Annotated in this window: 7 protein-coding genes; 1 reads left to right on the top strand and 6 read right to left on the bottom strand. The window is 59.3% G+C overall.

Features of this window, described 5'->3' with window-relative positions; translation table 11 throughout:
• Window positions 1-209 precede the first annotated feature (209 nt).
• Window positions 210-1,484 (top strand): MFS transporter, encoded by a 1,275-nt coding sequence (locus ACFFAR_RS19620; RefSeq protein WP_174365287.1) that lies wholly within the window; start codon window positions 210-212, stop codon window positions 1,482-1,484.
• A gap of 20 nt (window positions 1,485-1,504) precedes the next feature.
• Here the strand turns inward: ACFFAR_RS19620 and ACFFAR_RS19615 are convergent, their stop codons facing one another.
• The 6 genes from ACFFAR_RS19615 to tgt form a co-directional block, all read right to left on the bottom strand.
• A complete protein-coding gene (locus ACFFAR_RS19615; protein ID WP_062169149.1) occupies window positions 1,505-1,762 on the bottom strand; it encodes a BrnA antitoxin family protein in 258 nt (85 codons plus the stop codon).
• A gap of 28 nt (window positions 1,763-1,790) precedes the next feature.
• Window positions 1,791-2,069, bottom strand: a complete 279-nt coding sequence (locus tag ACFFAR_RS19610; protein ID WP_174365286.1) for a BrnT family toxin — start codon at window positions 2,067-2,069, stop codon at window positions 1,791-1,793.
• 186 nt (window positions 2,070-2,255) lie between these two features.
• Window positions 2,256-3,206, bottom strand: coding sequence for a protein translocase subunit SecF (gene secF / locus ACFFAR_RS19605; protein ID WP_062169153.1), 951 nt, complete (start codon window positions 3,204-3,206; stop codon window positions 2,256-2,258).
• Window positions 3,207-3,223: 17 nt separating this feature from the next.
• Window positions 3,224-5,293 (bottom strand): protein translocase subunit SecD, encoded by a 2,070-nt coding sequence (gene secD / locus ACFFAR_RS19600; protein ID WP_062169155.1) that lies wholly within the window; start codon window positions 5,291-5,293, stop codon window positions 3,224-3,226.
• A gap of 120 nt (window positions 5,294-5,413) precedes the next feature.
• Window positions 5,414-5,737 (bottom strand): preprotein translocase subunit YajC, encoded by a 324-nt coding sequence (gene yajC, locus ACFFAR_RS19595; RefSeq protein WP_061998465.1) that lies wholly within the window; start codon window positions 5,735-5,737, stop codon window positions 5,414-5,416.
• Between the two features lie 184 nt (window positions 5,738-5,921).
• Window positions 5,922-7,091, bottom strand: a complete 1,170-nt coding sequence (gene tgt / locus ACFFAR_RS19590; protein WP_174364633.1) for a tRNA guanosine(34) transglycosylase Tgt — start codon at window positions 7,089-7,091, stop codon at window positions 5,922-5,924.
• Window positions 7,092-7,103 lie beyond the last annotated feature (12 nt).

The following is a 7,103-nucleotide window of genomic DNA, read 5'->3' as shown; positions in this document are numbered from 1 at the left end:
GGCTTCAAGATGAAGACGACGCTGCATATCCAGGCTGAAGGTGTGCGCCAGTAAGTACCTGTTGTAGGTTCGAAGGACCGTTCCGGCTCACGCCGGAACGGTTTTTTTTCGCCTACAGGTTTTGCGAGCATTTCGGTCCGGATTTCGGTGTGGCACAGTCGGCAGCGTTTACATTTGTTACATCGATATAAAAATTCCTGGAGAAATGCATGAGCAGTACGTCTGCAACAGTACCGGTTGTCCGTCCGGCCGCGTGGCGTGCCGTGGTGGCGGCGTCCATAGGCAACGCGCTCGAATGGTTCGACCTCGTGGTCTACGGGTTTTTTGCGGTCGTCATCTCGAAGCTGTTTTTTCCGTCGGGCAACGATTCCATCTCGATCCTGCTGACGCTCGGCACATTCGGCGTGTCGTTTTTCATGCGGCCGCTGGGTGCGATCATGCTCGGCGCCTACGCCGACAAAGCCGGCCGCAAAGCCGCGCTCACCCTATCCATACTGTTGATGATGGTGGGCACGCTGATCATCGCCGTGTTGCCGACGTATTCGTCCATCGGGATTGCCGCGCCGTTGATCCTGGTCCTCGCACGCTTGATGCAGGGCTTTTCGGCCGGCGGCGAGTTCGGCAGCGCGACGGCGTTTCTCGCCGAACACGTGCCGGGGCGGCGTGGCTTTTTCGCGAGCTGGCAGGTTGCAAGCCAGGGGTTGACGACGCTGCTAGCTGCCATTTTCGGCGTGGTACTGACCGGGAATCTATCGCCGGAACAGATGAATTCGTGGGGCTGGCGCATGCCGTTTTTCTTCGGCTTGCTGATCGGGCCGGTGGCGTACTACATCCGCACACGGCTCGATGAAACGCCTGAATTCCTTTCCGCCGTCACGACCGCGACGCCCTTGCGGGACACGTTTGCATCGAACAAGGAGCGCTTGCTGATTGCCATTGGCACGGTGGTGCTGGGGACGGTGGCGACCTATCTCGTGTTGTTCATGCCGACCTACGCGATACGCCAGTTGGGCCTTGCGCCCTCGGTTGCATTCACGGCGATCCTGCTGACGGGCGCGATCCAGATGGTGCTGTCGCCGCTGGTAGGCCATCTCTCCGATACCCACGGCCGCACCCGCATCATGCTGATCTCGGCCGTGCTGTTGCTCGTGTTGATCTATCCGCTCTTCTCGTGGCTCGTCGCGCATCCGGCGTTCGGCAACCTGCTGGTCGTGCAAGCGGTGCTCGGCGTCCTGATGACCGGGTACTTCGCCGCGCTGCCGGGATTACTCTCGGAGATGTTTCCGGTTGCCACGCGCACGACGGGGATGTCGCTGGCTTATAACATCGCGGTGACAGTATTCGGCGGGTTCGGGCCGTTCATCATCACGTGGCTGATTGCATCGACGGGATCAAAGGCCGCGCCCAGCTTCTACATGATTTTCGCGGCCGTGATCAGCCTTGTAGCGTTGATGGCGGCGCGCAAGAGGCTGGGGTTCAAGTGACAAGTCGCGGGGCCGCGCGCTTACGAGTGGCGCTTTTGTTGCGCCTGCATGTAGGCGCGCAAAAGCTTGTTGATGCGCGTCTGGTAACCCTCGCCTTGTTCCTTGAACCAGGCCAGCACGTCGGCGTCTAGACGCATGGTGACCGCCTGCTTGGGCGGTCTTTGCAGCTCGGCGTTCAGGAAGAACTCGTCGCCGAGCTCGGGCATCTCGCTTGTGTCGATACTGGAATCCGGCATGGCTTCCAGGCGCTTCCAATCAGTCTTCGTGGTTTTGCTCATGATTGTGTTCCTGCTTTTAATGCCGCGATCATTTAGAAATAGCGTCACCGTAGCGTTTTATCTCGGGTCGCGTTGCCTTGCGCGCTGAAATAATCCGCACGGTGTCGCCGTCGCGCTCTACATAAACGACCAGCGCCACGATCATTTTCATCCACCCCAACGCAATCCAGCGATCTTCGCCGAAATCCTCGCTGCGATCCGCAGCGGTCAAAACCGGATGCTTGAAGATTTCGATAGCGTCGTTGAAGTCGACGCCGTGTTTGCGGACGTTGCTCCGATTCTTTGTTTCGTCCCACTCGAATCGCATTGCGCTTCCTGTATTTACGATTGTACATACATTGAGCTGGTTTAGGAACTACGCGGGCTTGCCACCCATAGCTGTCTGCGCCAGTTCCACCAAATATTACAAATGGCCGCCTAAAAGCGAAAAAGGCCGATTCTTTCGAATCGGCCTTTCGCACTTCAGATACGTCGAGTCTTTAGTCCTGCGCCTTCAAACCTCTGCGCCTGCGTTCGGATCGGTCGGATCGAATTTCGGCTTCTTGTCCTTCACCAGGTCTTCGCGCTTCACGCCAAGCCACATGGCCAGCGCGGCGGCAACGAACACCGACGAATAGATCCCGAACAAGATACCCACCGTCAACGCCAGCGCAAAATAGTGCAGGGTCGCGCCGCCGAAGAAGAACATGGACAGCACCATCATTTCGGTACAGCCATGGGTGATGATGGTTCGCGACATGGTGCTCGTGATTGCGTGGTTGATCACCTCGATCACCGTCATCTTGCGCTGCTTGCGGAAGGTCTCGCGAATCCGGTCGAAGATGACCACCGACTCGTTCACCGAGTAACCCAGCACCGCGAGAATCGCTGCGAGCACCGACAGCGAAAACTCCCACTGGAAGAACGCGAAGAAACCGAGAATGATCACCACGTCGTGCAAGTTGGCGATCACGCCGGCCACTGCGTATTTCCATTCAAACCGGAACGACAGGTAAATCACAATGCCGATCACCACGCATGCCAGCGCAAGCAGGCCGTTGGTCACGAGCTCTTTACCGACCTGCGGACCGACGAACTCCACGCGCTGCAACTGCACCTGCGCGTCCTGGTTCTTCAGCGCGCTCATCACCTGATCGCTCTGCTGCGCCGACGTCAAGCCCTGCTTCAACGGCAAGCGAATCAACACGTCACGCGAGGTGCCGAAGTTCTGCACCTGGGCATCGGGATAACCGAGCGCGCCCAGCGTGCTGCGTACCGGTTCGAGGGGCACGGCTTGCGGGTATTGCACTTCCACCACGGTGCCGCCGGTGAATTCCACCGACAGATGCAACCCGCGATGCAACAGGAAAAATACAGCGGCAAGAAACGTGATGAGCGAGATCGCGTTGAACAGCAACGCTCGCTGCATCAACGGCAAGTCGCGGCGAATACGAAAGAATTCCATGATTTATTCTCCGGGACTCAGTTGGACGAGCCGGGTTTTTTCGGTTCGACACCCGGACCCGAGCGGCGGCGAACAACCGGCTTGCCGTTGCGAAGCGCGGGCGCAGCCTGCTTTTGCGGACGTGCGGGAACCGGCGCCTTGACACGGGCGGCCGGCTGGATGATTTCGTCGACAGGGGAATCGTCGCCGCGCTGATTCGCGAGGTACGCCGCTGTTGCAGCCGCCGTATCGCCGCCTTCCGGACGCCATACCTGTCCAATCGCGAGCGATTGCAGCTTCTTCTTGCCGCCGTACCAAAGGTTCACGAGACCGCGCGAGAAGAACACCGCCGAGAACATGGACGTCAGGATGCCGATACAGTGCACGACCGCAAAGCCGCGAACCGGGCCCGAACCAAACGCGAGCAGCGCCAGGCCGGCAATCAACGTGGTCACGTTCGAGTCGAGAATCGTCGCCCATGCGTGCGAGAAGCCGTTCTGGATCGCGAGCTGCGGCGGCGCGCCGTTACGCAGTTCCTCGCGGATCCGTTCGTTGATCAGCACGTTTGCATCGATTGCCATACCGAGTGCCAGCGCAATAGCCGCGATACCCGGCAGTGTCAGCGTGGCTTGCAGCATGGAGAGAATCGCAACCAGCAGCAGCAGGTTCACCGACAGCGACAGCATGGAGATCAGGCCGAACAGCATGTAGTACGCGATCATGAAGACAGCGATGGCGGCGAAACCGTACTGCACGGAATCGAAGCCCTTCTTGATGTTGTCGGCGCCCAGGCTCGGGCCGATCGTGCGTTCTTCGATGATGTCCATTGGCGCCGCGAGCGAACCTGCGCGCAGCAACAGCGCGAGATCGGTTGCGGCTTGCGGCGAGGGCTGGCCGGTGATCTGGAAGCGGTCGCCGAGTTCCGACTGGATGGTCGCGACCGTCAGCACTTCGCCCTTGCCCTTTTCGAACAGGATCATGGCCATCGGCTTGCCGATGTTGTCACGCGACACGCTGCTCACCGAACGCCCGCCGGCGGCGTCGAGGCGAATGTTGACGGACGGACGCTGATGTTCGTCGAATCCCGCCGATGCGTCGATGATCCGGTCACCCGAGAAGATCACCTGCTTGCGCACGAGAACGGGGCCTGCGTTGCCTTGCGGGAAGAGTTCGTCGCCCGGCGGAACCGGGTCGTTCGGACCGGGATGCGTATTGGTCGGATCGGCGAGACGCGCTTCAAGCGTGGCAGTCCGTCCGATGATGTCCTTCGCCTTCGCCGTGTCCTGCACGCCCGGCAATTCGACCACGATGCGGTCGGCACCTTGCTGCTGGATCACCGGCTCGGCCACGCCAAGTTCGTTCACGCGGTTATGCAGCGTGATGATGTTCTGCTTGAGCGCGGCGTCTTCAACCGTTTTTTGCGCAGCCGGCGTGAACGTGCCGACCACCTGGTAACCGTCGCTGCCTTGACGCGTCGCCCATTGCAACTCGTTCAGGCTGGTCGAAAGCACGGTGCGCGCGGAATCAGCAGCGGCCTGGTCGGAGAAATTCACCACCACGGCCTGGTTCACGCGATTCACGCCGCCATCGCGGATGTTCTTGTCGCGCAAGAGGGCGCGTGCGTCGGTGGCGTTCGAATCCAGCTTCTTGTTCAGCGCGCCTGCCATGTCCACTTGCAACAGGAAGTGAACGCCGCCGCGCAAGTCGAGGCCGAGATACATCGGCAATGCATGCAACGCGGTGAGCCAGCGCGGCGAAGCTGCCTGCAGGTTCAACGCGACGACATATTGCGGATCGCTCGGATCGCTGTTGAGCGTTTTCTGCAACAGATCCTTCACGCGCAATTGCGTGTCCGTGTCTTTCAGGCGCACGCGGATGTTTGCATTGGCCGACGAGTTGTCGAACGTGACTTCGTCAGGCGTGATCTTGCTCGCCGACAGCGCGCTCTCGACATTGGCAAGCGTTGACGAATCAAGCTTGACCGTTACTTTGCCGCTCGATACCTGCACCGCCGGCGCTTCGCCGAAAAAATTGGGCAGTGTATAGACGAGGCCGATGACGAGCGCCACCAGCATCACGGCATATTTCCAAAGTGGGTAGCGATTCATGGGGATGGCCGAACAGGAGAGTTGGCGAGGACGGGATAAGCGATGCGTCCGGCAATGAGCGGGCTGCCGGTTTCAGAACCGAGAGCGCGCGGGCCGCGCCGGACGCGAGACAAGTTGGCCTTACAGCGACTTGATCGTGCCTTTCGGGAGGATGGTCGTGACAGACGCCTTCTGGATGGTGATTTCCGTGCCTTCCGCGATCTCAACGCCTACATACGCGTCCGTCACCTTCGTCACCTTGCCGACAATACCGCCGTTCGTTACGACTTCGTCACCCTTCGCCATCGCGCCCAGCATGTTGCGATGTTCCTTCTGACGCTTCATTTGCGGGCGAATCATGATGAAGTACAACACAGCGAACATCAAGATCAGAGGCAGAAAACTCATGATGCTCGATTGCGCACCGTCGGCGCCTTGTCCGAAGGCTCTTGAAATAAAATCCACGTCGGTCTCTCCGTTATAACGATCAGAAAATTAGCCCGCTATTCTAACACCGGGCTTCGCCGCACAAGCGCGGAATGCGCTTTGTGATCAAGCTGTTAAAGGGCGGCGTAAATCAATTGTAATGTTTATTGCGTGCGCTGAAGATCGAATGACTGAACGTTGGCCACCCGGTCGACATTTTTTGTCAGTCGATTCCGCGTGCGCGGTTCTCGTGAAACACCTTCACGAACGCACCGAACATGTGGTTTTCGATCGAATCGCGGATTTCCTGCATCAGTTGCAAGTAGTAATGCAGGTTGTGGATCGTGTTCAGTTGCGAGCCGAGGATCTCCCCTACACGATGCAAATGGTGCAGATAGCCGCGCGTGAAATTGCGGCACGTGTAGCAGCCGCAGCTTTCATCGAGTGGCTTGAGTGAATTCTTGTGCGCGGCGTTGCGGATCTTCACGTCGCCAAAACGCGTGAACAGCCAGCCGTTGCGTGCATTGCGGGTCGGCATCACGCAGTCGAACATGTCCACGCCCGATGCCACGCCCGCGACCAGGTCTTCCGGCGTGCCCACGCCCATCAGGTAATGCGGTTTGTCGGCGGGAAGCTTCGGGCCGATATGTTCCAGCACCCGCATCATGTCTTCTTTGGGCTCGCCCACCGACAAGCCGCCGATCGCAAAGCCGTGGAACCCGATGTCTGCCAGTCCGGCCAGCGATTCGTCGCGCAAGTCTTCGAACATGCCGCCCTGCACGATCCCGAACAGCGCGTTCGGGTTGCCGCCTTTGGCGAATTCATCGACGGAACGCTTTGCCCAGCGCATCGACATGCGCATGGAGTCAGCCGCGTCCTTGTGCGGCGTGGGTACGCCGTTGGTGGCGTAAGGGGTGCATTCATCGAACTGCATCACGATGTCCGAATTCAGCACTTTCTGAATCTGCATCGAGATTTCCGGCGATAAAAACAGCTTGTCGCCATTGATGGGTGATGCGAACGTGACGCCATCTTCGGTGATCTTGCGCAGGTCGCCGAGGGAGAAGACCTGGAAGCCGCCGGAATCCGTAAGGATCGGCCGGTTCCAGTTCATGAACCTGTGCAATCCGCCATGCGCCGCGATGGTTTCGAGCCCCGGGCGCAGCCACAGGTGAAACGTGTTGCCGAGGATGATCTGCGCGTGCATTTCCTCGAGTTCGCGCGGCGCGACGGCTTTCACCGTGCCGTATGTGCCGACAGGCATGAAGATCGGCGTTTCGACCACGCCGTGGTTCAACGTAACGCGGCCACGGCGGGCCTGGCCGTCAGTGGTGATCAGGTCGAACTTCAGGCCGTTTTCGGGGCGGGTTGTGACGTTGCTTACTTCGTTCATGCAAAGCTCCTG

The sequence above is a fragment of the uncultured Caballeronia sp. genome (assembly GCF_964243625.1).
Lineage (GTDB): Bacteria > Pseudomonadota > Gammaproteobacteria > Burkholderiales > Burkholderiaceae > Caballeronia.
The sequence above is the reverse complement of the archived record's forward strand: the minus strand, read 5'-3'. Positions and strand labels throughout refer to the sequence as shown.